This is a genomic window from Thalassolituus sp. UBA675 (assembly GCF_002297765.1).
Taxonomy (GTDB): domain Bacteria; phylum Pseudomonadota; class Gammaproteobacteria; order Pseudomonadales; family Oceanobacteraceae; genus Thalassolituus.
The window spans coordinates 14,550-38,254 of record NZ_DBNJ01000031.1 but is presented as its reverse complement, the minus strand read 5'-3'; the positions used below and the strand labels follow the sequence as shown (position 1 = coordinate 38,254).

Below are 23,705 nucleotides of genomic sequence, written 5' to 3'. Positions count from 1 at the left end.
CCCGCACAGCGATGATATCCATGCAGGAAAGCTTAGTTCAGAATGACCTGTCCGCAAGGAAAGTCAGACGAATATCAATGGCGCGCGATTACGATGATCAGGCCCAACACTGACAGATCAGTGCTCACGCGTTGAGCGGAACTGAATTTCCGGCCATCGCTCTTCAGTCAACGACAGGTTGACGCGAGTCGGCGCAATGTAGGTGAGGTAACCACCGCCATCAATCGCCAGGTTCTCTCCGCCCTTACGCTTAAACTCTTCGAGCTTTCGCTCGTCGTCGCAGTAGACCCAACGAGCGGTGTTTACGTTCACCGGCTCGTAGATACACTCAACTTTGTATTCGTCCCGCAGACGCTGCTGCACGACGTCAAACTGCAGCACACCCACAGCGCCAAGAATCAGGTCGTTGTTATTGAGCGGCATAAACAGCTGGGTCGCCCCTTCTTCGGAAAGCTGCTGCAGACCTTTCTGCAATTGCTTCATTTTCAGAGGGTCTTTTAAGCGTACCCGCTTGAACAGTTCCGGAGCAAAATGCGGAATACCGGTGAACTGACGATCTTCACCCATGGTAAAGGTGTCACCAATCTGGATAGTGCCATGGTTATGCAAACCAATAATGTCACCGGAGATGGCCTCTTCGACCGCCGAGCGGTCACCCGCGAGGAAGGTCACAGCGTCGGCAATCTTTACATCCTTGCCGATACGGACATGCTTCATCTTCATGCCCTTGCTGTAGGTACCCGAGCAGATGCGCATGAAGGCAATACGGTCCCTGTGTTTCGGGTCCATGTTGGCCTGAATTTTAAAGACAAAGCCTGTGAACTTGTCACTGTCCGGCGCCACTTCGCCAAGATCAGTACCACGAGGTAACGGTGATGGCGCCCACTCAACAAAGTAGTTGAGCATTTCGCGCACACCGAAGTTCGCCAGTGCTGTCCCGAAGAAGACGGGCGTCAGCTTGCCATCCAGGTATTCCTGCAGATCAAACTCGTGGCTTGCTGCCTGTACCAGTTCAATCTCTTCTTTGACTTCTTCCACCAGCTCTTCGCCGAGCAACTCAAGCGCTTCCGGAGAATCAAGACCCTTGATCTGAATATCGTCTGGAACAACGCTCGCCTGCCCCTGCTTGAACACATGGATAGTGTCCGTCATCAGGTCATAGATACCTTTGAACGCCTTGCCCATACCGATCGGCCAGGTCACTGGCGCACACTTAATGTTCAGTACTGTCTCGATCTCATCCAGTACTTCGATATGATCGCGGACTTCGCGGTCCATCTTATTGATGAAGGTAAAGATCGGCGTGTCACGCAGACGACACACGTCCATCAGCTTGATGGTCCGGTCTTCTACACCTTTCGCGCCGTCGATCACCATCAGTACAGAGTCAACAGCGGTCAGTGTGCGGTAAGTATCTTCTGAGAAGTCCTCGTGCCCCGGGGTATCCAGCAGGTTGACCATGCGCTCACGATACGGGAACTGCATCACCGAGGTCGTGATCGAGATACCACGCTCCTGCTCCATCTGCATCCAGTCAGACGTGGCCATACGGCCGGTCTTCTTGCCCTTTACGGTACCGGCGAGCTGAATCGCATTCCCGAACAGCAGCAGCTTTTCGGTAATCGTGGTTTTACCCGCATCCGGGTGGGAGATAATGCCGAAAGTCCGACGCTTGCCGACTTCCTGCTGAAATGGTGTATCAGACATGACTTCTCTGAACTGGAGATTGAAAGGCCGCTATTCTCCCTGAAAGCGGCCTTCTGTTCAAAGGGTGATCGAATCACCCTGTTTTAGCAGAAAGAATGCTCTCTGCTCGTGTCAGAAATTCTTGTCAGAAATAGTCCTGCCAAAGCAGAGGACCGAAGGCGACGATCACCAGCGCCGTGGCCATGGTGACCAGTGGCAGCAGAATTTTCTCGTGGCGATACCAGAAGCTCTCTCCCTGAGTCTCCAGCTTGGACAGTCGGATTTCTTCTTCACCAACGACTTGCCTTGTCAGCAAGTGATTCAGTGCAACCGGCGGACTCAGATACCCCAGCTCGAAGGCTACCAGAGTGACCATCCAGAAATGAATCGGATCGATACCCGCTTTATAGGCAATACCGGCAATGGTGACGCTGACCAGAAGTACGGCGCCGTATGGGTCCATGATCATGCCGATCAACACCAGAATAGTGACCAGAGCCAGCATCGCCATCCATACCGAACTGAACTCTGCAGGCAGCAGAGTCATCAACTCAGCGCGCTCAATCACACCACCGATCGTCATGGTCGTGCCCATCAACATCAGCAAGGCACCGATATGCACAGTCGCCTCTGACGTGGATGACTGAAGGTTGGCAAATAACGAGGGCTTCTCTGTCGTATTGTCATCGACCTCGCCAGAGGCCCGCGCTTTTTTATCCGCAATGCGCTCATAAATAAGAATCACGGCAAGCAAAACGGGAAGGATAGTCGGCGCCGAAAACTCATCCAGATACGCGGCCAGCACCAGAGCGTAAACGACCAGCGTGGCCGCAATAAGAAGCACATAAGGAATCAGCGGCTTGAGTGCATTAAAGAATGCTGGCCAGACGCTACCGTCTGTTTTCTGAAGGTTCTGATAGTCGTCTTTCTTACTGGTGATAAATGCGTAAAAAGCAAAAAGCGCGGTTGTTAACAGGAAGACTTTTACCCCCCAGCCGAATAACTCGTCCGTCGTCACTTCATTATTCAGTGCGGCGACAATGACCACCAGCAGACACGGACGCAAAACCACACCGAGAGAGCCTGACATTGCTGTCGCAGCGAGCGCCAGCTGTCGACGTGCACCGGCTCTGCGCACCTCAAGGTACACAAGGCTGCCGACGGCAATCACGAAAATACCGGAACCGCCCGTGTAGGCTGTAGGCACCGCCGACACGGCAACCGCAATCACCGCCAGCATTTCAGGGCGGAAGTTAAACGGACGAAAAACATCGAATACCTTCTGCGCCAGGTCGGTACGTTTCAGCAACATACCGATCAGTACATACAGAGCGACATTCAGCATCAGGGACGCCAGTTCCATCATCTGATTAATGTAAATACCGATGCCCGAAGCGTGCCCGTTTAACAGAAAGTAGCTGCCAGATATAAGCGTAAAAATGGCATACAGCGGAGTCGACAGAAGTGCGTTGCCCATATTCCCGCCCGGCACAGCATCTTCCGGAACCTTGATAACCTGATACAGGCAGATCGCCATGGCGGAGCCGAACCCGAGAATCCAGACCCAAAGCAGCGTCAGGTGCTCAGAGCTGACATTGATGCCCGCTGACAAAGCAACGCTTTTAAAGCTGACCATGGAGAAGAAAAGAATGGCGAACGCACCAAGCTGGGCCAGTGCCGATACCCGATAATCCAGCACACTCGCCGCCGGGCGCAGCGAAATATGATGCTTACGCAGCAGTGCAGTTCCGCCGCAGATCAGAACTAACACTGCAAGCATGATCCCGGAAGCGACCATGCGGAATTCGCCCAGATCAGCGACCCACTTCTCTAACGACCGGTAGGCTTCCACCGTGGGAGTAATGCGCTCAACAATGCCGTGATAACGGTCGAACTTAAACTCACAATCTGCTTTTGCCGCTTCAAGCGACTGACGTAAGACATCTGGTGGAACGGGATCTGAGGCCAGCAGATCAAACTCGTCATCCGCTTCTTCCTGCTCCCGGATCATTCGCTGCAAGGCTTGTTCGATATCCTGATCGGGGTTACAGGCAGGTGCTTGAGGATCAACCCGTAACTGATAGTAGCCTTCCCACTGAGCTTCCCCTAACAGCAGTAACTGAGCATGAATTGCATGACTGGTATTCAGCAGTACGACTGCAAGCAGTATCAAAAATGCCGGAAATGTTGATAACCAACGATAGAGGCCCTCGCTCTTCTCATGGGTAGTATTTTCAGAACCGTCGTGAGCATTAAGATCCATGCGCCCGCCCTTTATCAGCTTGGTGTTATTTTTATCGTTACCTGAGCACTTTTAAATTGCTGCGCAGTGGATCATACACAGAAACCATGCACTTTGTGTAACGCCCACTAACCCGGTTAGCATACGCCTGAGCCAATCAATTCATCCCGAGCCAACTATGACCGACAACAGCGATACCCCCCTCCCAACGTCCGATCACATGCCGAATATCGACGACGACTGCCTGAACCCGATCGACGAAAGCATCTTGTTTAACGAAAAAGAGAGTGATCATAAGCCCCGGATTCTGCTGCTCTATGGGTCTCTGCGAGAGCGCTCTTTCAGCCGCCTGGCAACGGAGGAAGCCGCCCGGATTCTCGAGTGGCTCGGAGCCGAAACCCGGACCTTTAACCCATCAGGTCTGCCGCTGCCCGATGACGCCGATGCGGATCACCCCAAAGTAAAAGAGCTGCGCGAGCTGGCTAACTGGAGCGAGGGAATGGTCTGGTGCAGCCCGGAACGTCATGGGGCAATGACCGGCATAATGAAAGCACAAATAGACTGGATACCCCTCGCACTTCAGGGTGTTAGACCAACTCAGGGGAAAACTCTGGCCATCATGCAGGTCTGTGGCGGCTCGCAATCATTCAACGCCGTTAACCAGATGCGAATTCTGGGGCGCTGGATGCGTATGGTGACAATCCCCAACCAATCTTCGGTTCCAAAAGCCTGGCTGGAATTTGATGACAACGACCGTATGAAGCCGTCGTCTTATTACGACCGCATCGTCGACGTTATGGAAGAGCTGATGAAATTTACCCTGCTGCTCAGGGATAAAAAAGACTACTTTACCGACCGCTACTCGGAGCGAAAAGAAAGTGCAGAAGAATTCAGAAAGCGGATCGACACCCGCTCACTCTGAAATTTATTCTACTTTTACCAGGCCGCCTTTTTCGTATCCGAGGCGGCCCGTCCTGACCTTCTGACGTTGCATTCCCGGCACCGGCCGCAACATAAACAGGTCACCGTTCCGCCCCGTCATGGTACGCGGTATTCCGCAGCCCTTTGCCAGCCCAGCGTGGGCTTTCATATGCTCAGTTTCACCATGAACGGGAATCGCAATCTCAGGCTGCACCCAGTTGTACAACATCTTCAGCTCGTCCTGCGCCGGATGGCCTGAGGCATGGATATCGTGCTCTGCATTATCAACCGTAACAACCTCAACGCCGAGCGCCGTGAGTTGATCAATCACGCCCTGAATGGCCTCTTCATTACCAGGGATCGCTCTGGCACTGAAGATCACCCGATCGCCTGCCTCCAATTCAAAATCCGGATGTGTTCCGGCGGCAAGCCTGCGCAACGCGGTGCGGGGTTCCCCCTGACTGCCGGTCGCGACGGCAAGCACTTCGTTGCGAGGTAAATAGCCCAGATGACCCGTATCCACGGCACCTGCACTGTAAGGCCAGACACCCGCCCGTTTGGCACACTGGTGCATATTAATCAGGGAACGACCATACAGGCCCATGTAGCGCCCCGTATCTTCGGCAATATGAGATAACGTCAGCAAGCGCGCTATATTACTGCCGAAACAGGTGACAACCACGCGACCCTTCGCACTCTCGATGTAATGGCGTAACCCATCATAGAGATCACCCTCTGATACTGAGTGCCCCTTTGTCGTGGCATTGGTCGAGTCGCACACCATCGCCAGCACGCCTTCATCGGCCAGCTTACGGAAGGTCTCTTCTTTATAGCCATGCCCTACGACCGGGTCTGGGTCCAGTTTCCAGTCACCGGTATGAAAAATATTGCCCAAGGGCGTGCGGATCATTAAACAGTTCGGATCAGGAATCGAATGGGTTAACGGCAACCACTGCACGTCAAACGGGCCGATATGTAAGCGCTCGCCAGTTTCAGGAATAATAAGTTTCACCTGATGCAGAATGCCGTGCTCAGCGAGCTTTTTCTTCAGTACTTCTGCGGTAAACCGGGTGCAGTAAATCGGGCAGCGTAACTTATGCCAGAGATACGGCACAGCGCCGACATGGTCCTCGTGAGCATGAGTAATAATCAGCCCCGCGAGATCATCTTTGCGCGCCTCAATAAACTCAGGGTCAGGCATTTGAGTATCAGGTTCGCCACTATGATGGCGTGTACCATCCGCACTGACGCGTCCGGGTTTGGGAAAGGTGACGCCACAATCGACCATCAGCCACTTGCCGTCGTGACCATAGAGATTCATGTTCATACCGATTTCGCCGGTACCGCCTAACGGCAGAAAGACCAGATCCGAACTGGAAGGCATCATAAATCAGGCTCGCAACGCTGCCCAACAGGAATATCCGTAATAATAATATCTGCTCCGTGATTACAGGCTGACTTCAGAGATTCAGCATCATCGACCAGAAAGGTTCCAAACAGAACCTGGCTCTGGTGTAGTTTCTCTACAGAAGAATGCGACATAACTATCGTTGGGCTAACCAATACATCTGCATTTGATTCCTGCGCAGCATCGACAGGATTTTCAGCGAAGAAAAAAGTACGAATGGCTGCCATCGCTCCGATATAATCCCAGTCCTCTCCAGCGTAGAAAGCAGGATAAGAGAGTGCAATCCGAGCATTAAAATCTTCAAGAGAATGCTTTATTTTTCCCATCTGATGTTTCTCAGGAACTTCGATAAATACAGGGTTTGCTATTTCCTGTTCAGTCAACGCCAGAAATATTTCAGCGCCGTACTCTTCAACATCCAGTGTGACTCCGTCCTGAATTTTCAGATCGAGATAGATCGTTTTTTCAGGATGATTAGCTGCAACAGCAAGCGCTTCAGCCAGCGTTACCAGCGGATGGAACTCAGACGCCTTTTCTGAAGCACCGCTCTTTGCTGCCGGGAAGTGACACTCGAACAGCTCATCTAATTCACTCGAGTACACATCCCGGATATACACAGGTTCAAATGTCTGGCCATCGTACCGTCGACAGTTTTTTTCACTGATCCAGGGATCATGGGCCAGTAGCGGAACACTATCGCCTGCCAAAACGATATCGATTTCGATACCGTCGTAATCACTCCGCTGAAGAGTTGCTTCAATCGCCTGTAAGGAATTCAGAGGCGCATCTCCTGCACTGGCGCCGTGAGCGAGATAGAGCCGTGATTTAAGACTGGCGACCTCAGAGTCCAGAGGCTTCACTGGCGACGAAGAACAACCCGCCAGTATCAAAGACAGGCATCCGAGTAATACAGTTATAGATAGGGTCTTAGCCCGAGTGAGTATTGGTGCGTGCTTAGTTATCACCTTGTTTCTTACCGTCAATTGAACATCCTTGTGGACCACAGGTGTCGCATCGCTGTTGACCTGTCAGCCAACCAGACACCTTATATCGATTGCGCGCAAACCACAGGTAAGCCTTGTCTGCAAACCAGCGAACGACAGGCCATCTTAGCGGGGCAATCCAGAAGCCTCGTCCAACAAGCGACCAGGCACGATAAGTGACATCCAAACCCAGCAGGAGTTCACCATTAGCAGTATCAGCGTGAAGGATGGTGCTCGCCGCCTGCGGATCAATGTGCGGATAACGCTCAGTAAACCCTTCCTGCTGAATATCCACCAGCGTCAGGCGACCGGCCTGATCTGCCTTTCTCAGGTGGTCCATTTCGCGTACACACAAAGGGCAGTAGCCATCGTAATAAAGGGTAAGTTCAGACATGCACGCAACCTCGCTGATTGATACAATACACCACTATTTTACGTATAAAGAGACGAGAGATCATGCCTCAGTATCGTTCCAAGACGTCTACCGCTGGTCGCAATATGGCCGGAGCCCGCGCCCTGTGGCGTGCAACGGGTATGAAAGACGATGATTTCCAGAAGCCTATCATCGCTGTTGCGAACTCATTCACTCAGTTCGTTCCGGGTCACGTTCACCTGAAAGATCTTGGCCAACTGGTTGCCCGCGAGATCGAGAAAGCCGGTGGCGTAGCGAAAGAATTCAACACGATTGCCGTAGATGACGGCATCGCCATGGGTCACGACGGCATGCTCTACAGCCTGCCGAGCCGTGAAATCATCGCCGACTCTGTTGAGTACATGGTTAACGCGCACTGTGCTGATGCGATTGTCTGTATCTCTAACTGCGACAAAATCACTCCGGGAATGCTGCTGGCCGCTCTGCGCCTGAACATCCCAGTGATCTTTGTTTCTGGCGGCCCGATGGAAGCCGGTAAGACCAAGCTGTCTGAGCACAAGCTGGATCTGGTTGATGCCATGGTCATCGCCGCTGACGATTCTGCCTCTGACGAGAAAGTCGCCGAATATGAGCGCAGCGCCTGTCCGACCTGTGGTTCGTGTTCTGGTATGTTCACCGCCAACTCCATGAACTGTCTGACTGAAGCTCTTGGTCTGGCGCTGCCGGGGAACGGCTCGGTACTGGCTACTCATGCTGACCGTGAGCAACTGTTCCTCGAAGCCGGCCGCAAGATTGTTGAAAACGCCAAGCGTTACTACGAGCAGGACGATGAGTCTGTACTGCCCCGCTCTATCGCCAATTTCAAAGCGTTTGAAAACGCCATGACCCTCGATATCGTCATGGGCGGCTCAACCAATACTATCCTCCACCTGCTGGCCGCTGCTCAGGAAGCCGAAGTCGACTTCGACCTGAAAGACATCGACCGTCTGTCACGTGTTGTTCCTCAGCTGTGTAAAGTGGCGCCGAACTCGCCACTGTACCACATGGAAGACGTTCACCGCGCCGGTGGCATCATGGGTATTCTGGGTGAAATCGATCGTGCTGGCCTGCTGCACAATGACCTGCCAACCGTGCACAGCGCCACCATGAAAGAAGCGCTGGATAAGTGGGACATCATGCGCAGCCCAAGCGAAGAGGTCGTGCAGTTCTACAAAGCTGGCCCTGCGGGCATCCCGACTCAGACCGCATTCAGCCAGAGCACTCGCTGGCCAACGCTGGACGGCGACCGTGAGAACGGCTGTATCCGCAGCATCGATAACGCCTACTCACTGGAAGGCGGCCTGGCGGTACTGTACGGCAACATCGCCCTTGATGGCTGTGTGGTTAAAACAGCTGGTGTGGATGAATCGATCCATGTATTCCAGGGTCGTGCACGCATCTTCGAAAGCCAGGACGACGCCGTCACCGGCATTCTGAACGACGAAATCGTTGCCGGTGATATTGTCATCATCCGCTACGAAGGCCCGAAAGGCGGCCCGGGCATGCAGGAAATGCTGTACCCAACCTCTTACCTCAAGTCGAAAGGCCTGGGTAAAGAATGTGCCCTGCTAACCGACGGTCGCTTCTCTGGCGGCACCTCTGGTCTGTCGATTGGCCACTGTTCACCAGAAGCCGCATCGGGCGGTGCCATTGGCCTGTTGAAAGACGGCGACATCATCAACATCGACATCCCGAACCGTTCGATCAATGTCGACCTGACGGCTGAAGAGCTGTCTCACCGTCGCCACGAGCAGGATAAGAAAGGTTGGAAACCTGCCGAGGAACGCCCACGTAAAGTGACCACGGCATTGAAAGCCTACGCCAAGTTCGCCACTAGCGCCGATAAGGGTGCCGTCCGCGACAAAGCTATGCTCGACGACTGATGTTAGAAAGGCCGGTTTTTACCGGCCTTTTTATTGGTCCGAATTTATTTACATGACGAGAAATGAATCCCATGAAGACATCGCCACTTCTGTTTTCCTTACTTTTTTTATCCGCCGCCAGCGTAGTTCAGGCGGCTGAAGTTCGAATCATAGACGCCCAAAAAGCGCAGCAGTGCTTATTAGTAAAAGAAGAATCCTGCAGTAGCAGTACGGAAGAAAAGTGCACCGAAAAGCTTAGAAAAGAAGCCCTTGAAGTCAGGGCCGACAGTATTCTTATCCTCGACAGTAGCGAATCCCGCTTCCGTAAGCCGACTCTGGCTGGCGGCATCAAGACGGTAAACAAAGTCAGCCTGGAAGCAGAGTTGTACGACTGCCTGCAACAAGAGAAGCCTGTAGCCGCCAATCAAGCTAAGGCCAGAAAAGCAGAGAAGAAGTCGATAAAAGAACGCCTGGAGATCCTTCAGAACCTCAGAGATGACGAGCTGATTACAGAGAAGGAATACTCTCAGAAGAAGGCTGAAATCCTTCAAGACCTGTAATCAACAGGAACTTTTCTCAGATTTTATAACACCTGAAAGCCCGAAATCCATCTTCGGGTTTTTATGAATTTTTTATTTTTTTTTGAACTGTTTCACCAACGCCCAGTCCATTTAAGCACGGCCACCCTATACAGGCTATATCAATTTATAATATGGATGGACTACCCGTGAAACGCACTTTACTCGCTACAATCATTTCTTCGATCAGCGTTACTGCACTGGCCGAAAACCCTTATTACGTGACTTTTGGTGGTGCCCACACCGACCACGAGGTCACCAACGAATACTTCGATGATTACATCAAGCACAGCTACGACCTGGAACTCTCAGCCGGTTATATGCTGAACAACGACACCGCGGTTGAGCTCAGTATCGTACAGCCTTCTCCAGATCAGGTTGACGGCCGTGCTGATGTTCAGCAGGCTCGCGTCAGTGGTCTGCATTTTTTCGGTGACGATATGATTCAGCCATACGTGAGCGCTGGTCTTGGCTATGGCAAGGCAGAGCTGAACGATTTTGCTCAAGAGAACGCTCTGGTGAGTGTTGGCGCAGGTCTGCAACTGGCGGCGACAGATACCTTCTTCGCCCGTGCCGAATATCGTTACGACGATATGGTAAATGAAGACATTGAGCACAATAACTATGTGCTGGAAGCCGGCATGCGCTTCGGCGGCAACAGCGTGACATCATCACGCGACGAAGCTGCAAATAATATGACCAACGACGTTGAAGCTGCACACGCAGCTGCAGCAGCAGAACGCGCGAAAGCCGAGGAAGACGCTCGCCGTGCCGCCGAACTGGCCGCTGAAAAAGCCCGTATTGCTGCGAAGCTGGATACCGATAAAGACGGCGTTCCTGATCGCAAAGATAAGTGCTCAGATACACCCAAAGGTACTATGGTCGACAGTGACGGTTGCCCGAGCTTCGACGGCAAGCTTCAGGGTGTTTTCTTCGAAACAGGCTCTGCACAACTGACTGAAAACAGTGAAGCTATTCTTGATGATGTTGCTAAAGAACTGAAGCGCTATCCTGATCTGATGATCGAAATTCAGGCTTATACCGACAGTCGTGGTAGCGATGCACTGAACCAGAAAATCAGCGAAGACCGCGCACAATCAGTCCGTTCGTACCTGGTAGAGAAAGGCGTCAGTGCAGAGAAACTGAGCGCAAAAGGCTATGGCGAAGCGGACCCTGTTGCGACCAACGATACTGCTGAAGGTCGTGCACAGAACCGCCGTGTAGAACTCGCTGTTAAGAAATAACACTCGAAAATTAAAATGGCCGCGATTGCGGCCATTTTTATTATCAGCAAACATGCTTCACACCCTGAAGCGCTCGACAATTTCCCGTAACCGCTGCACTATCTGACCAAGGTCGTTACTGTGCTCAAAGGTTCTCCCTGAGGCACTCAGGGTTTGCTCAGAAGCCTGACTGATTACACGGATGTTCTCGTTAATTCTTGAGACCACATTGTTCTGATTATCCGCCGCTGCAGAAATTCTGCTGTTCATTGAGCGAATATTCTCAACACCTGTTGCAATCTGTTGAAGTGCTTCGCGGGCACGCTCTGTATCCTGAACACCCTGCTGCGCACGGTCTTTACTGGCATCCATCACCTGAACGGCTTTCTCAGAAACACTGACCAGACGCTCAATGATGTCGTTAATCTCTTTGGTTGAATCCTGAGTCCGGATTGCCAGACTACGGACTTCGTCAGCGACCACGGCAAAACCACGCCCCTGCTCACCTGCTCTCGCAGCCTCAATCGCCGCATTAAGAGCAAGCAGGTTCGTCTGTTCAGCGATTTCATTGATCGATTTCGCAACGTGACCAATCCCCTGCGTATCTTCAGCAAGTTGCCGTACAACCGTCACGGCGTTCTCAACTTCTGCCGCGAGCTCCTGAATCGTGCCTGTCACCTGAACAACGACTTCGCTACCGCCCTCGGCATTCTCTTTCGCCGATACGGCCGCTGTTTCGGCGTTTACCGCACTTTCGTTCACTCGCCCGGCAGCGTCTGATAGCTCTTCTACCGCCACCAGCAGGTCTTTACTCTCACGTTGCTGCTCACCCATTCCATCCCGCGTTTCACGGGTGATTAATGCCAGTTCTCCCGACACCCCAGACAGCTCAGACATGGTATGAGATAAATCACTGATCGCCGGCTGAAAGCTATTCAGCATGCGGTTAGTCGCTTCTTCGACCCGGCTGAATTCATCATTGGTGCCGAGGTTTACACGCAGGGTCAGGTCAGAGTTCGTACCTATCTGCCCCATCGTTCTTTCCAGGCGACGCAGTGGCTGAATCACGATGCGATAAATCACAAAATAAATACCGGAAAGTCCGGCAATCATAAGAACGGCGTTCATCAGGCTGCTATTGATGAGATCTCCCAGCACCTGGCTGTCTTCCTCCGCGAGAGAGTATGTAATCCGCCCCGCACCAAGAACGGTCCCCTCGGCAACCTGATGACAACCAAGGCAATTAGTGCCATGACGGTTCTCAACAGCGATGTAAGGCTCAATAACCGTGAGCTTACGTTCACCATTTACGGTTTCAACAAACGATACAGCTTCGCCGTTCAGTGCACGGCGATCGTATTCGTCCTGAGGTTTCTCGCTCGGAAACCCCGGACCGAATAGCTTGTTTACGGCGTCGGCACGCAATACGCGCACTTCTTCGATGCCGTCCTGCTGAGCAAACTTATCTCGCAGAGTATCCCGGCTTGCCATGCTGCCGGTCAGCATCAGCATATTGATGCCATCAAGATAATTGTCGAGCACCTGATTCAGATGCTGCTCGGTAGTCTCCAGAAGACGCGCTTTCTGTTGATGTGAGGAATACAGGTTGATAAATACCATGATCAGCAGGAAAACCAGGATCATAGGTGTGAGTATCTTCCACTTCACGGATTGAAATTGAGTCATTGCGCCACTCTCAGCCTGCGGGCAGAGTTCAGTTAGAAAGTCTGCTGTTTCTCAGATAAAGAAGAACAGCTCTGCCTTCAGAGTAGACGCTTTTGTGGAGATCGACAGAAATTCGATGGCCAGTCAGGCCACCGAAGAGTGACAAATAAAGACAGAATTAATTAGAGGCGCATTTCGATGCCAGCGGCAGCCATGTGCTCTTTTGCCTGCTGGACCGTATATTCACCGAAGTGGAAAATACTCGCCGCAAGAACGGCGTCAGCGCCACCAAGTTTTACACCATCGACCAGGTGATCAAGGTTACCCACACCGCCTGACGCAATCACCGGGATATTGACCGCATCCGAGATGGCTTTGGTGACACCCAGGTCAAAGCCGGTTTTAACACCATCACGATCCATGCTGGTCAGCAGGATTTCACCGGCGCCGAAGTCGGCCATTTTCACAGCCCACTCCACCGCATTAATGCCGGTCGGCTTACGGCCACCATGGGTGAAAATTTCCCAGTGGTCATCTACCTGCTTCGCATCAATCGCAACCACAATACACTGCGAGCCGAACTTGTCCGCCGCTGCGCGCACAAAATCCGGGTTATAAACCGCAGCCGAGTTAATCGATACTTTGTCGGCACCAGCATTCAGCATGTTACGGATGTCGGCAATTTCACGAATACCACCGCCAACAGTCAGGGGAATAAACACCTGCTCGGCGATCGCTTCTACCATATGAACTGTGGTTTCACGCTCTTCGTGGCTGGCGGTAATATCGAGAAAGGTAATTTCATCCGCGCCCTGATCGTTATAGCGCTTAGCAATTTCGACCGGATCACCCGCATCGCGGATACCAACGAAGTTGACGCCTTTTACAACGCGACCTTTATCAACATCCAGACACGGAATAATGCGCTTCGCCAGAGCCATGATTATTTACCTGTGAGTTCGTCTGAAAGAGTCTGAGCTTCAGCAACATCCAGCGTACCTTCATAAATTGCACGGCCAGTGATCGCACCCAGAATACCGCGGGAAGCCACCTTCGACAGCTGACGGATATCTTCGATGTTGGTGACACCACCTGATGCAATCACAGGAATACCACCCTCTTCTGCCAGCTGAACGGTCGCTTCAACGTTCACGCCCTGCATCATGCCGTCACGAGCGATATCGGTGTACACAATTGCTGATACGCCATCGTTGCGGAACTGCTTCGCCAGATCAACGGCTTTTACTTCAGAGACTTCAGCCCAACCGTCAGTTGCAACGAAACCGTCCTGTGCATCCAGACCGACAATCACGTGGCCCGGGAAAGCGTCACAGGCTTCTTTTACAAACGCAGGTTCTTTAACGGCTTTCGTACCAATAATGACGTAGTTCACGCCCGCTTTGATGTAGTGCTCAATGGTTTCCAGTGAACGGATACCGCCACCAATCTGAATCGGCAGGTCCGGGAAGGCTTTAGCAATTGAGGTCACGGCTTCGCCATTCACTGGCTCACCGGCAAACGCACCATTCAGGTCAACGAGGTGCAGACGACGGCAGCCCGCATCGACCCAGCGCTTTGCCATAGACACAGGATCATCACCAAACACGGTGGAATCATCCATACGGCCCTGACGGAGGCGAACGCACTGGCCATCTTTGAGATCAATAGCAGGAATAACGAGCATGAGAATAACCTTAAAAGAGTAACCTTAAATTTGAATCATTAACCGGGCGGCCAGATCAGGCCTGACCATCCCAGTTCAGGAAGTTCTTGAGTAATGCGAGACCCGCATTGTGGCTTTTTTCGGGGTGAAACTGGACGGCGAAAACATTGTCCTGCCCCATGGCAGCGGCAAAATCGACACCATAGTGGCCGCGGCCTTTCACCTGTTCCTCATTCTCTGCTTTTACATGGTATGAGTGAACAAAGTAGAAACGGGTATCGTCGGCAATGCCATTCCAGAGCGGGTGTTTTCCCTGACTTACTGTGTTCCAGCCCATGTGGGGTACTTTCAGGCGCTCACCGTTTTCTCTCAGGTCATCGCCAAAGTACTTAACCTGACCGCGGAACAGCCCAAGACCGTCAACACCGCCGTTTTCTTCGCTGCGCTCCATCATGGCCTGCAGACCAACACAGATACCGAGCAAAGGCTTCGACGCCGCAACTTCACGCACAACAGCATCAATACCCTGAGCATAAATCTCAGCCATACAGTCACGGATAGCACCGACACCGGGCAATACCACATGGTCAGCTCTGAGGATCACCTCTGGGTCACCGGTAACCAGTACCTGAGTATCTGGAGCCACACTCTGAAGAGCACCGTGAGCGGAGTGCAGATTGCCCATGCCGTAATCAATAACGGCACAAATCTTACTGTTAACTGTCACTGTTCCGACCTCTTACAGACTGCCCTTGGTCGATGGTGTCACGCCGGCCATACGAGGGTCCTGCTCAACCGCCATACGCAATGCCCGACCGAACGCTTTGAAGATCGTCTCTGCCTGGTGGTGCGCATTGAAGCCTTTGAGGTTATCAATGTGGAGCGTGACTTTGGCGTGATTCACGAAGCCCTGAAAGAACTCCCAGAATAACTGAGTATCCAGACGGCCGATCGCAGCACGGGTAAAGTCGACCTTCATATCCAGACCCGGACGGCCAGAGAAGTCGATCACAACACGTGACAGTGCCTCGTCCAGCGGTACATACGAATGACCATAGCGGACGATGCCTTTTTTATCGCCGATCGCCTGTGCGAACGCCTGCCCTAAGGTGATGCCGATATCCTCAACCGTATGGTGATCATCGATATGAGTATCGCCTTTGCAGGTGATATCCAGATCAATCAGGCCATGGCGCGCGATCTGATCCATCATGTGCTCCAGAAAGGGAACACCGGTGTCGAATTTGGCCTGACCCGTGCCATCAAGGTTGATCTTAACGGTAATCTGGGTTTCGAGCGTGTTACGCTCTACTGACGCCGTGCGTGCCATAGTGAGATTGTCTCCGGACTCTCGCAAAACAGAAAAGAAAGCATTATAAAGCAAAGCGCACCAGAAAGTAGGCCGGAAGCTTCTGAAAGTACGAAATCCTGCCTGACTGATGCACCACACCGTGAACAAGCCAACGAACAGGAGCCTGATGTGCCGGTAAAACTGGAGCACCTGACTGAGCCAACTGAAGACGACTTCGCAGACTTTGAGAAAATCCGCAGCGAAACCGAGCCCCACGGGCTTGCCGTTGATACGCACCTGCGCGAGTGGATTAATCAGAATCGCTGGGTTATTGCTGGTAGATTTAACGACCGCATCATTGGCGCGTTACTGGCAGAACGGAATGGCGACCACGTAAGACTGGCAAATGCTGGCGTTCGTCGTATTACTCAGCGCCGTGGTGTTATGCACCAGATGCTGCATTTTCTGTGCAAATGGGCGGATGAGGAGCGACTGACCCTGGAGTTTGTCGATAGTGAAGACTCACTATCAGAAGCCATCGTACGCAGAAACTTTGAACGTCAGGGTAACCTGTTGGTCTACAAAAGGACTGTTTGAGCAGCCACTGTTGCACAGATGTAACAAATAATTGTGAACATCCGTCTAGGCAGCTGCGACGTATCGTTAGATACTGACCAAAAATGATAAGGACGTAACCGTGTTAAAAATACTCTCCCTGTTTACGCTGATGATGTTTGCGGTAACGCAGACTTTCGCCAGTGACGACAAGCCACTGAAAGTGGTTGAGCAAGCCACCAATGGCGTGATTGCTGAACTGAAGAAAACCGAACCTGAAGAGCGCGACGCCCAGATGGTTGAGCGTCTGGTACAAGAATACATTCTGCCTGCCATCGACCAAGAAAAGATCGCGATGGGTGCACTGGGTAAATACTGGCGCCGTGCTACGCCTGAGGAACAGCAGCGTTTCATCACGATTTTCCGTGATCGTCAGCTACGTACTTATGGCGGTGCTTTCAAGGCATTCAGCGGCGAGACTCTGGAGTTCTCAGATACCCGCTACAGCCCGGACGGTGGCCGCGCTATCGTGAAGGGCCAGTTCACCCAGACCAATGGCAACAAAGTCCCAGTAGATTTCCGTTTGTATGAAAACAAAGAGTCTGGCGACTGGCTGGTATACGACGCCGTAATTTCAGGCCTGAGCATGGTGAAAACCTATCGCACGCAGCTCTCTGATCGCTTACAGAACATCAGTATCGGCGAACTTATTACAGAGCTGGAAAGCGAACCCGTCAAACCATACGACCCTGAAGAGCTTCAGGCAGGCTCTTAAGCCTCAGATTCTGTCGAAAAAGCCGCTGACCAGCGGCTTTTTTTGTGACCCGCCACCGGTAAAGCCCGCGAATTAGTACTAAACTGATGTGATTGGGAACTCCACTAAGGCGCCTCAAAATGCGCCACATAATAAAAAGTGACCATAAAAAGGCCGTATTGGCCGTCTTGAATTCAGATAACTGACGACGCACTCTGTAGAGCGCGTTTATTCGGATAACCGGCACAGTATGATTGGCAGCTGTATGTACATCAAAATGACACTTCAGGAAGGAGCGCTTCCTTGGCTGCCAAACAACACTCTCGTCGGGAGAGTAGTGCCATGACGCTTTTCAAGACCCAGTCCTTACGCCGGCGCCTTGTTCTTATTTCATTAATCACCACCGGCCTGACACTCCTACTGGCTAACTTTGCCTATATTTCGCTCGAGTATTATCTGGCCAAGCGGGACACGGAGAATAAGTTACAGGTGCTCGGTGACGTCATATCAGACCGTATCACTGCGGCTCTGACGTTTAATGATAAGGCACTGCTTGAAAGCAACCTGAACACACTGCAGTCAGACAGTGCGATCGTGCGTGGCTGTATTTATCGTCAGGACCAGACACTGGCGGCCAGTTATCACTCCAAGGCCCACGAGCGCATCGATTGCCCGAATTACCTGCCACGCGTCGATACTCTTAAGACCTATAACTTCTCGCGCTTTTTTCCGGTCACCCGCGCCGAAGAGCCAATAGGCACGCTGTATATCGAAAGCAGCCGGGATCATTTGCTCGAACGTTTTTTCCAGTTTCTGGTGTTCTCACTCATCATTATGCTGACAGCGTTCGCACTTGCGCTATTCCTCGCCAATAAGCTCAAAGATGTGATCTCCAGGCCAATGCGGGAGCTGAGCGATACCCTGACCGAAATCCTGAACAAGAAGGTCTATTCGATTCGTGCAACCAAGACGAATAACGACGAACTCGGTGATCTGGTCGATCTGTTTAACCGCCTGCTGACCACCATTGATGATGAAAACCAGTCGCTAAAAGCATCTGAAGAACGCTTCAGAAAGCTAACCGCCCTGTCTCCTGTCGGTATTTTCCAGGTCGATCCCAACCAGAACCTGCAGTACGTGAATCAGCGCTGGCGTGATATTCACGGTATGACCAACGACCACCCTGATCTTCAGGACTGGTTCGAGATGATCAACCCGAAAGATCTTGTGAATGTTCAGGAAGCCTGGAACCGGCTGATTCTGGATCAGGAGAGTATTGCTCTGGAGATCCGCCTGACCCGCCCGGACATGGCTTACACCTGGATCCACCTGATGGCGAGTGCGCTCTACGACCGCGACGGCCAGCTACTTGGCTACTTAGGTGCAATTTCAGATATTTCTGAACTGAAAGCGGCTCAGGTGCAGATGGAAACCCTCGCCTTCTTCGACCCACTGACAGGGTTAGCAAACCGGCGTCTGTTTAAGAATCGCCTGGTGACCTCAGTGAAGGGAGCGCTCCGTTCCGGCAAGTCCATGGCCCTGATGTTTCTGGATATGGACCAGTTCAAGCGCGTCAACGATACGCTCGGGCACGATGCTGGCGACGTTCTTCTCAAAGAAGTATCGAACCGCCTGAGTAACACAGTGCGGGAAAACGATACGGTATCGAGGATCGGTGGTGATGAATTCACAATTCTGCTGACAGACATCAGTTCTGTGCAGGATGTACGCGCCGTTGCAGAAAAGATTCTGCGCGCAATGTCGAAACCCATTCGCGTCAAAGGCCAGGATATCCTTACCTCAGTCAGTATCGGCATCACCATGACGCCCGATGACTCCACCGACACCAACGTGTTGATGAAAAATGCTGACCTGGCCATGTACTCTGCCAAAGAGCAGGGCCGCAACAACTTCCAGTTTTTCTCGGAAGAGATGAATCACTCTATTCTCGAGCACCTCGCCATCGAGAAAGAGATCAACGAAGCGATAGAACGGAATCAGTTCACCCTGTTCTATCAACCAAAGATCAGCCTGTTCGACTACCGCACCACAGGCGTCGAAACGCTGATCCGCTGGCAACACCCAGACAAGGGCATTATTACGCCGGATAACTTTATTCCGGTCGCTGAAGAAACCGGCCAGATCATTGATATTGGTAACTGGGTTCTTGAGCAGGCGTGCCGCCAGATCAGTAGCCTGATCCGCAAGAACATCATGCCTACGAATGCCAAAGTTGCGGTCAACCTGTCAGCCAAACAGTTCACCGACCCGGATCTCGCCGGTCGTATCCGCAATGTGCTTGAGATCACCGAGATTCCACCGCGCTGTCTGGAACTGGAAATCACCGAAAGTACGCTGATGGATGATGTTGAAGCGGCCATCCGCATCATGCAGGAGATCAAATCGACAGGTGTGTCTATCGCCATTGATGACTTCGGTACCGGGTACTCGTCACTCTCCTACATCAAGCGTTTCCCGATTGATGTGCTAAAAGTGGACCGTTCGTTTGTCATGGATATTCCGGATGATAAGAACGACATGGCGATCACCGCAGCGGTGATCGCGATGGCCCACAAGCTCGACCTGAACGTGGTCGCCGAAGGCGTAGAGACGGATGAACAACTCCAGTATCTGCGCCTGAATAACTGTGATGAGGGTCAGGGCTACCTGTTCAGCCGTCCGCTATCTCTCGGGCAGCTGCATCAATACCTTGTGATCTCTGCTGAGCGACGCAGCAACAGCTACGAAATCTGAGTCAGATCCTTCATACTGCCCGCCGTTTTAACAGAAACCGGACACCATGAAAGACTCAGCATTCAGTGAGACCGTGCTCGCCTGGTATGAGGTTCACGGTCGCAAGCATCTTCCCTGGCAACAGAACATCACGCCGTACCGTGTATGGGTGTCTGAGATCATGCTACAGCAGACTCAGGTCGCCACCGTTATTCCTTACTATGAGCGCTTTATGGACAGCTTCCCAACTGTCGAAGCGCTCGCCAACGCCACTCAGGATGACGTGCTCCACCACTGGACTGGCCTCGGCTACTACGCACGCGGAAGAAACCTGCACAAATGCGCTCAGACAGTTGTTAGCGAATACGATGGTGAGTTTCCCAGATCGGTTGAAGAGTTAAGCGACTTACCCGGCATAGGCCGCTCAACCGCAGGGGCTATCGCTTCTATTAGTATGGGCATCCGCGCACCTATCCTCGATGGCAACGTCAAACGCGTACTGACCCGCTTCTATGCGATCCCGGGCTGGCCGGGCACCACTGCGGTTGAAAAACAGCTCTGGGAGATTGCTGGCCGACTGACCCCAGAACACAGCCACCAGCAGTATACGCAGGCAATGATGGACCTGGGTGCGACTCTTTGCACACGCTCTAAACCCGCCTGTGGTATTTGCCCGCTGCAGCCTGACTGCCAGGGGTACGCTGAAGGTAATCCAACGCAGTACCCGAACAGCAAGCCAAAGAAAGAAAAACCAGTAAAAAGTACCGTGATGGTGATTTTTGAAAACGAACAGGGTGAGCTTTTACTGAAGCAGCGGCCTCAGAGCGGAATATGGGGCGGGCTCTGGAGCTTTCCCGAAGTCGGAGACACCGCTGAAACGGAGCAGGTTCTTCTCAGCGAGACAGGCCATACAGAGGCTGAGACTCAGGTTCTGAATACCTTCAGGCACACCTTTTCTCACTACCACCTGGACATCACCCCTGTGCACGTAAAAATAAAACGGCCAGCAGCCACGGTGCATGAAAACAACGTCCACTGGTACAATACCTCCTCACCAAGCGCCATTGGTCTGGCTGCACCGGTGAAGAAACTACTTACATTGATCACTCAGGAGTAAGCATGGCCAACACGGTACACTGTCGCAAATACGGTGAAGAACTCCCCGCTCTGACCACTCCGCCTTTCCCCGGACCGGCCGGTGAAAAAATTATGCAGACCGTCTCTGCGAAAGCGTGGGAAGAATGGACAGAACACCAGAAACGCCTGATTAACGAGAAGCACCTGAGCGTAATGGACCCCGAAGCCCGCAAGTACCTGACAGAACAGCGCGAGAAGTTTCTCAGCGGCGGTGATTTTGATCAGGCAGAAGGCTATGTTCCTGAAAATTAAGAAAAATCGCTGAATAGCTGTTGACAGTATGCGGCGAGCGCGGTTTAATACGCGCCACTCAACGGACGGACAGTCCTGATGAGATGCCCAGATAGCTCAGTCGGTAGAGCAGCGGATTGAAAATCCGCGTGTCGGTGGTTCGATTCCGCCTCTGGGCACCACTTATTCGAAAAGCTCGTACAGAAATGTACGGGCTTTTTTATTGCTTACAAGAAAGTGAAACACTCCATCGAACTCGTTCGATTCATCAAAGCCATCCCTGGCTTTGCCCCTCCGGGCGGCCTGCGGCCGTGTATTGCTTGATGATAGATCGAGCCACACCACTTCAACGAAAAGTTACGTAACAAAAAATAAAGGAACCTTTAGATACATACGCGTACAGATTAATAACCTCATTGACTTTGGAGTTTGTATGTTTATTTCTTCTGGTTCACTGAAACCGTCACTTCTGGCAGTCGCGACGTCGGCTTTAATTCTGACTGGCTGCGGTGGTGATAGCAGCAGTAATGATGACGGCGAGACCGGTAAAGTATCCATGAGTGTGACTGATGCGCCGGTAAATTCAGCACTTGGCGTATACGTACAGTTCTCTGGTGTTGTTCTGATTAAAGATGATGAAACACAGGAAGAACTGACGTTCGATGAGCCAAAGCAGATTAACCTGTTGGATTATCAGGCCGGCAACAGTGTGGAACTGTTTACTGACTTTGAAGTTGAAGCAGGTGAGTATTCACAGATCCGCCTGATGGTAGACACCGAAGGAAATAACGATACTTATATTTCATTTGCCGATGGCTCGTTTGAGCTTGAGATTCCAAGCGGTGAGCAGACGGGTCTGAAACTCGTCAGTGGTTTCACTGTGACGGCCGATGAGTCAGTCTCTTTCATGCTGGACTTCGACCTGCGTAAGGCGATTACAGTGACAGGCAATGGCGAATACAAGCTACGCCCGACGATCCGTTTGATTGATCTGGCCGATTACGGCTCGATTACCGGCACCTTGTCTTCTGAACTTTGCAACAGCGAAGACACGAAAGCGGTGTATGTCTATGAAGGTGAGGTTACAGAACCAGACGACCTGGGAACCGACGACGAGCCAGTGGCAACAGCGTCAGTCGATGCTGAACTTTCGTACACGGCGTCTTACCTGACACCAGGCGATTATACGGTGGCTGTGACATGTCAGGCTGAGTTGGATGATCCGGAAGTGGATGACGAAGAATTTGGTCAGGGCGAAGGTTTCAGCTTCGTAAGTGCGGTGGTTACTATCGAAACCGACGGTACAGTAACGGTAGATGCTAACCCTGAATAAGCGTTTCGACGCAAGCTATGGCACAAGGAGGTGCCGCTACACCCCCTTCCCCCTCAGCCCACTAACATCACCAACATGAGTATGCTGGCTGACGCGAACGCACCGATAATATGAACATGTAAAAACGCCGGTTGGCTGAGTTCTGTTTCTTCCATTGCCCGCAACCCTGAAACCATGAACGACTGTTTATAGTAAGAACCATGAGCACTAATTCTTCCAGAAACAGTCTGTGGCTTTTTGTTGTTTACAGGCCTTACATTAAGTTACATCGTCAAAAAATCGCGCACTGCAGAGATCTCTTCGTCCGACAATAAGGCCGGCGCATGCCCCGCGTTGGGAATAGTGACATGGACGACTCCTCTGAGGACTATGAATTCAATGTTACACAGCCCGGGAAGCCCGGCAAGCTAAAGCCAGCCTGTAATTGATCTCAGTCGCTGACTTTCTGTTTCAGCACCAGAGGGCTGACATTGCGGCTGACGAGAATGTCCTGCGCTTTATTGAGTTTGGAGCGGTCGGTATAAGGTCCGACAAATACACGGTGCCAGGTTGAGCCATTGACCGCACTGCTTTCAAGGTATGCAGGTAAGCCTTCGAGAATCAGCTCTGCACGCATACGGTCCGCATCACGGTCTGAGCGGAACGAGCCGGCCTGAAGACGGTACTCATACTTGGCGGCAGCGTCTTTTGGGGTCGATTTGTACTCTTCGACGTCAGGTACTTCAACGGTCTGCTTTTCCAGCAGGCGGTAAAAATCATAAGAAGGTTTCACCTTACTCTCGATTTTCGCCGCATCTTCGCGGGCTTTTGCCGCGCTTTCTTCAAGTACTTTACGTGCATCACCACGAACGGCTTCGAGTTCGTCGCCCGCCGGAATCGTCGAGAGATAAAAAATAAAACCGACAAAACCGATAGCGATAGCGGGTGTGGTTACCCACACCCAGGCCGGTACTTTAGAGCTGTTATCAGACATCAACTTACCCAGGGAAATACTTTCGCGATCACACTACCATACTCTTCCGGTATTA

21 protein-coding genes and 1 tRNA gene are annotated in these 23,705 nt (G+C 52.1%); 11 read left to right on the top strand and 11 right to left on the bottom strand.

The window, feature by feature from the left end; all coding sequences use genetic code 11:
• Positions 1-117 precede the first annotated feature (117 nt).
• Together B3007_RS13505 and B3007_RS13500 are read right to left on the bottom strand one after the other, a co-directional pair.
• Positions 118-1,707 (bottom strand): peptide chain release factor 3, encoded by a 1,590-nt coding sequence (locus B3007_RS13505; protein WP_301378295.1) that lies wholly within the window; start codon positions 1,705-1,707, stop codon positions 118-120.
• A gap of 124 nt (positions 1,708-1,831) precedes the next feature.
• Complete coding sequence (locus B3007_RS13500) at positions 1,832-3,949, bottom strand: TRAP transporter large permease subunit (protein WP_273090322.1); 2,118 nt, start codon at positions 3,947-3,949, stop codon at positions 1,832-1,834.
• A gap of 157 nt (positions 3,950-4,106) precedes the next feature.
• Between B3007_RS13500 and arsH the strand changes: the two genes are divergently transcribed.
• Positions 4,107-4,850 (top strand): arsenical resistance protein ArsH, encoded by a 744-nt coding sequence (gene arsH, locus B3007_RS13495; protein WP_068443846.1) that lies wholly within the window; start codon positions 4,107-4,109, stop codon positions 4,848-4,850.
• A gap of 3 nt (positions 4,851-4,853) precedes the next feature.
• Here the strand turns inward: arsH and B3007_RS13490 are convergent, their stop codons facing one another.
• The 3 genes from B3007_RS13490 to B3007_RS13480 all read right to left on the bottom strand — a co-directional run bounded on the left by B3007_RS13490 (position 4,854) and on the right by B3007_RS13480 (position 7,634).
• Positions 4,854-6,236: a ribonuclease J gene (locus B3007_RS13490; RefSeq protein ID WP_068443842.1), complete on the bottom strand. Its 1,383-nt coding sequence runs from the start codon at positions 6,234-6,236 to the stop codon at positions 4,854-4,856.
• On the bottom strand, positions 6,233-7,147 hold the full coding sequence (locus B3007_RS13485; protein ID WP_301378291.1) for a glycerophosphodiester phosphodiesterase: 915 nt from the start codon (positions 7,145-7,147) through the stop codon (positions 6,233-6,235). The genes B3007_RS13490 and B3007_RS13485 overlap by 4 nt, the downstream gene beginning before the upstream one ends.
• Positions 7,148-7,211: 64 nt before the next feature.
• Positions 7,212-7,634 carry a thiol-disulfide oxidoreductase DCC family protein gene (locus tag B3007_RS13480; protein ID WP_297530744.1) on the bottom strand — a complete coding sequence of 141 codons (423 nt, stop codon included), beginning with the start codon at positions 7,632-7,634 and terminating at the stop codon, positions 7,212-7,214.
• A 62-nt stretch (positions 7,635-7,696) separates the two neighbouring features.
• Here B3007_RS13480 and ilvD point away from each other — a divergent pair, with 62 nt between their 5' ends.
• The 3 genes from ilvD (at position 7,697) to B3007_RS13465 (ending at position 11,336) form a co-directional block, all read left to right on the top strand.
• Complete coding sequence (gene ilvD, locus B3007_RS13475; RefSeq protein WP_301378289.1) at positions 7,697-9,535, top strand: dihydroxy-acid dehydratase; 1,839 nt, start codon at positions 7,697-7,699, stop codon at positions 9,533-9,535.
• Positions 9,536-9,606: 71 nt separating this feature from the next.
• Entirely contained in the window at positions 9,607-10,074 is a 468-nt protein-coding gene (locus tag B3007_RS13470; protein ID WP_297530748.1) for a hypothetical protein, read from the top strand.
• Positions 10,075-10,241: 167 nt separating this feature from the next.
• On the top strand, positions 10,242-11,336 hold the full coding sequence (locus tag B3007_RS13465; protein ID WP_301378287.1) for an OmpA family protein: 1,095 nt from the start codon (positions 10,242-10,244) through the stop codon (positions 11,334-11,336).
• 57 nt (positions 11,337-11,393) lie between these two features.
• On the opposite strand, the gene B3007_RS13460 is transcribed toward B3007_RS13465, so the two are convergent.
• The 5 genes from B3007_RS13460 to hisB all read right to left on the bottom strand — a co-directional run bounded on the left by B3007_RS13460 (position 11,394) and on the right by hisB (position 15,973).
• On the bottom strand, positions 11,394-13,001 hold the full coding sequence (locus B3007_RS13460) for a methyl-accepting chemotaxis protein (RefSeq protein ID WP_301378286.1): 1,608 nt from the start codon (positions 12,999-13,001) through the stop codon (positions 11,394-11,396).
• Between the two features lie 161 nt (positions 13,002-13,162).
• Positions 13,163-13,921 carry an imidazole glycerol phosphate synthase subunit HisF gene (gene hisF / locus B3007_RS13455; protein WP_068443815.1) on the bottom strand — a complete coding sequence of 253 codons (759 nt, stop codon included), beginning with the start codon at positions 13,919-13,921 and terminating at the stop codon, positions 13,163-13,165.
• 2 nt (positions 13,922-13,923) lie between these two features.
• Complete coding sequence (gene hisA, locus B3007_RS13450) at positions 13,924-14,664, bottom strand: 1-(5-phosphoribosyl)-5-[(5-phosphoribosylamino)methylideneamino]imidazole-4-carboxamide isomerase (protein WP_076516341.1); 741 nt, start codon at positions 14,662-14,664, stop codon at positions 13,924-13,926.
• 55 nt (positions 14,665-14,719) lie between these two features.
• Positions 14,720-15,352, bottom strand: coding sequence for an imidazole glycerol phosphate synthase subunit HisH (hisH, locus tag B3007_RS13445; RefSeq protein ID WP_301378343.1), 633 nt, complete (start codon positions 15,350-15,352; stop codon positions 14,720-14,722).
• A gap of 30 nt (positions 15,353-15,382) precedes the next feature.
• Complete coding sequence (hisB, locus tag B3007_RS13440; protein ID WP_068443808.1) at positions 15,383-15,973, bottom strand: imidazoleglycerol-phosphate dehydratase HisB; 591 nt, start codon at positions 15,971-15,973, stop codon at positions 15,383-15,385.
• A 150-nt stretch (positions 15,974-16,123) separates the two neighbouring features.
• Here hisB and B3007_RS13435 point away from each other — a divergent pair, with 150 nt between their 5' ends.
• The 7 genes from B3007_RS13435 (at position 16,124) to B3007_RS13405 (ending at position 22,677) form a co-directional block, all read left to right on the top strand.
• Positions 16,124-16,531, top strand: coding sequence for an acetyl-CoA sensor PanZ family protein (locus B3007_RS13435; protein WP_301378283.1), 408 nt, complete (start codon positions 16,124-16,126; stop codon positions 16,529-16,531).
• A 100-nt stretch (positions 16,532-16,631) separates the two neighbouring features.
• On the top strand, positions 16,632-17,264 hold the full coding sequence (locus B3007_RS13430; RefSeq protein ID WP_301378282.1) for an MlaC/ttg2D family ABC transporter substrate-binding protein: 633 nt from the start codon (positions 16,632-16,634) through the stop codon (positions 17,262-17,264).
• Positions 17,265-17,585: 321 nt separating this feature from the next.
• A complete protein-coding gene (locus B3007_RS13425; RefSeq protein ID WP_301378280.1) occupies positions 17,586-19,997 on the top strand; it encodes a bifunctional diguanylate cyclase/phosphodiesterase in 2,412 nt (803 codons plus the stop codon).
• 46 nt (positions 19,998-20,043) lie between these two features.
• Complete coding sequence (gene mutY, locus B3007_RS13420) at positions 20,044-21,093, top strand: A/G-specific adenine glycosylase (RefSeq protein WP_297530764.1); 1,050 nt, start codon at positions 20,044-20,046, stop codon at positions 21,091-21,093.
• Positions 21,094-21,095: 2 nt separating this feature from the next.
• Entirely contained in the window at positions 21,096-21,365 is a 270-nt protein-coding gene (locus B3007_RS13415) for an oxidative damage protection protein (protein WP_068443793.1), read from the top strand.
• A gap of 85 nt (positions 21,366-21,450) precedes the next feature.
• Positions 21,451-21,526, top strand: a tRNA-Phe gene (locus tag B3007_RS13410).
• Between the two features lie 251 nt (positions 21,527-21,777).
• A complete protein-coding gene (locus B3007_RS13405; protein WP_301378277.1) occupies positions 21,778-22,677 on the top strand; it encodes a DUF4382 domain-containing protein in 900 nt (299 codons plus the stop codon).
• A gap of 430 nt (positions 22,678-23,107) precedes the next feature.
• On the opposite strand, the gene B3007_RS13400 is transcribed toward B3007_RS13405, so the two are convergent.
• Positions 23,108-23,650: an SPOR domain-containing protein gene (locus tag B3007_RS13400; RefSeq protein ID WP_068435700.1), complete on the bottom strand. Its 543-nt coding sequence runs from the start codon at positions 23,648-23,650 to the stop codon at positions 23,108-23,110.
• Positions 23,651-23,705: the final 55 nt, after the last annotated feature.

Excerpts from the sequence above, each read along its gene's own strand:
- B3007_RS13505 (WP_301378295.1), bottom strand. The coding sequence starts at position 1,707 with ATGTCTGATACACCATTTCAGCAGGAAGTCGGCAAGCGTCGGACTTTC.
- B3007_RS13500 (WP_273090322.1), bottom strand. The coding sequence starts at position 3,949 with ATGGATCTTAATGCTCACGACGGTTCTGAAAATACTACCCATGAGAAG.
- arsH (WP_068443846.1), top strand. The coding sequence starts at position 4,107 with ATGACCGACAACAGCGATACCCCCCTCCCAACGTCCGATCACATGCCG.
- B3007_RS13490 (WP_068443842.1), bottom strand. The coding sequence starts at position 6,236 with ATGATGCCTTCCAGTTCGGATCTGGTCTTTCTGCCGTTAGGCGGTACC.
- B3007_RS13480 (WP_297530744.1), bottom strand. The coding sequence starts at position 7,634 with ATGTCTGAACTTACCCTTTATTACGATGGCTACTGCCCTTTGTGTGTA.
- ilvD (WP_301378289.1), top strand. The coding sequence starts at position 7,697 with ATGCCTCAGTATCGTTCCAAGACGTCTACCGCTGGTCGCAATATGGCC.
- B3007_RS13470 (WP_297530748.1), top strand. The coding sequence starts at position 9,607 with ATGAAGACATCGCCACTTCTGTTTTCCTTACTTTTTTTATCCGCCGCC.
- B3007_RS13460 (WP_301378286.1), bottom strand. The coding sequence starts at position 13,001 with ATGACTCAATTTCAATCCGTGAAGTGGAAGATACTCACACCTATGATC.
- hisF (WP_068443815.1), bottom strand. The coding sequence starts at position 13,921 with ATGGCTCTGGCGAAGCGCATTATTCCGTGTCTGGATGTTGATAAAGGT.
- hisA (WP_076516341.1), bottom strand. The coding sequence starts at position 14,664 with ATGCTCGTTATTCCTGCTATTGATCTCAAAGATGGCCAGTGCGTTCGC.
- hisB (WP_068443808.1), bottom strand. The coding sequence starts at position 15,973 with ATGGCACGCACGGCGTCAGTAGAGCGTAACACGCTCGAAACCCAGATT.
- B3007_RS13425 (WP_301378280.1), top strand. The coding sequence starts at position 17,586 with ATGACGCTTTTCAAGACCCAGTCCTTACGCCGGCGCCTTGTTCTTATT.
- mutY (WP_297530764.1), top strand. The coding sequence starts at position 20,044 with ATGAAAGACTCAGCATTCAGTGAGACCGTGCTCGCCTGGTATGAGGTT.
- B3007_RS13415 (WP_068443793.1), top strand. The coding sequence starts at position 21,096 with ATGGCCAACACGGTACACTGTCGCAAATACGGTGAAGAACTCCCCGCT.
- B3007_RS13405 (WP_301378277.1), top strand. The coding sequence starts at position 21,778 with ATGTTTATTTCTTCTGGTTCACTGAAACCGTCACTTCTGGCAGTCGCG.
- B3007_RS13400 (WP_068435700.1), bottom strand. The coding sequence starts at position 23,650 with ATGTCTGATAACAGCTCTAAAGTACCGGCCTGGGTGTGGGTAACCACA.